At 45.0% G+C, this 1,504-nt stretch carries 1 protein-coding gene; it reads right to left on the bottom strand.

The genetic code is table 11. The features are described 5' to 3' along the window. Positions 1-179: 179 nt before the first annotated feature. Entirely contained in the window at positions 180-1,319 is a 1,140-nt protein-coding gene (locus tag K8R76_02970; protein MCD4847135.1) for a 6-bladed beta-propeller, read from the bottom strand. Positions 1,320-1,504 lie beyond the last annotated feature (185 nt).

The following is a 1,504-nucleotide window of genomic DNA, read 5'->3' as shown; positions in this document are numbered from 1 at the left end:
TTCGTGAAATGGAACGAACGGACAGGTAAGTTCTCCGCGTATTAGAGGAAACAACCTGATCTGACTGAAATGATCAGAAGGAAAACAGACAGGGGTGAAATTTCTTTCGCCCCTGTCTGCTATTCAGAGCTATCCATCAAACATTATGGTGATTTCTGTTTACACTTCATGTGTTGATCTTATTGTTCTTCCATCATATAGATTTTCGGGTAATCATCTGGCATGGAGTTAAATGCCAGGATGCCGTGCTGATCAACAATGATCTGCCAGTTTTCAAATGAATTCATGTCTCCGGGCAAATCGACCCCTGCTGTGAACAGAAGTTCTCCATCCATGTTATAAACGCGAAATACGATTTCACTGTAAATACCCATTCTGACCCAGAGACGATCGAAGCTGTCGATATGAAGTGAAACAATTGATGTTTTGTAAAGATCGGGTTCCCATTCAATGATGCCTTCAACCCCGTAAGATGACATATTTTCATTTACGCGGTCGATCTCATCCTGGATCTCCTCATCTGTCTTTCTGATTTTCTGGAAATCCTCGTCCTCAATATGGAGGAAGGAGGTACCATCGGGCATGTAACCTTCTATTATGAAATCATCCGTGGATAAAGGAGCACAGAACACTTTACCATCAGGTGCTGCGGTGACCGTGAACATGATGTCCTTCGAAGAAGCAGCGATATCGGAAGGGTCAAAGGGTTCGAAGGTGGAATAATACTCCACTGTCGATTCAACTTCTCCTTCCCATCTCGCCAGGCTGAAGCCCAGAAACATGCCCTCTTCGTTCTGATCGAATGCAGTCAGCATTCCGACTATCGCTCCGGAATCAACTCCGATAATGGCTATAGGAGCTGAGGGAAAAAAACCGATCAGTTGACCGGAATATTCGTAATCGGAATCAAAAAATGTAATTTTCCCTGCCATGACATCGGATACGGCGATACCGCCGTCGGACATAAATGTAAAGCATGCCGGCATGAGAAACTCACCCGGACCGCTTCCCTCACGACCAACTGTCTGGATATACTCACCCTCAGGGGAGTAGAAGAGAATGCACAGTTTCTGAATGTCAAGAATGGCGATATCGCCTCCGGGAGAGTGGAAAGCAAGTGTTGGTTTACCGAAGACGTAATTGCTGTCACCAACATCGATACCTATTGAGTCCGTAACGGCAAGATAAATATCTATTTCAGGAAGAGCGTCAGAGGTTTCCACGGCATCATTCTGCTGTTCGCCTGCAGGAACCTCTCCTTCATCGTCGCAGGACGCGAGCAGGAGAAGCAAGAGTATGATAATCATTGACATTTTCATAAATGCATCCTTTCATATAATATCCACGGGAATAGTAATATACTGCTGATATTACTTCATCATCTCAGCAGACACAGACCGGTTGTTTCCGTAATACTTCCGGATTGAATCCTGCAGAAGTAAAGACCTGCTGAAACAGGTTCACCGTTCTGTCTTCTTCCATTCCACTGCACCGAATGTTCTCC

The sequence above is a fragment of the Candidatus Aegiribacteria sp. genome, assembly GCA_021108435.1.
Classification (GTDB): domain Bacteria; phylum Fermentibacterota; class Fermentibacteria; order Fermentibacterales; family JCC-6; genus Aegiribacteria.
Note: the sequence above shows the minus strand (reverse complement) of the source record. Positions and strands in the feature narration are given on the sequence as shown.

Excerpts from the sequence above, each read along its gene's own strand:
- K8R76_02970 (MCD4847135.1), bottom strand. The coding sequence starts at position 1,319 with ATGAAAATGTCAATGATTATCATACTCTTGCTTCTCCTGCTCGCGTCC.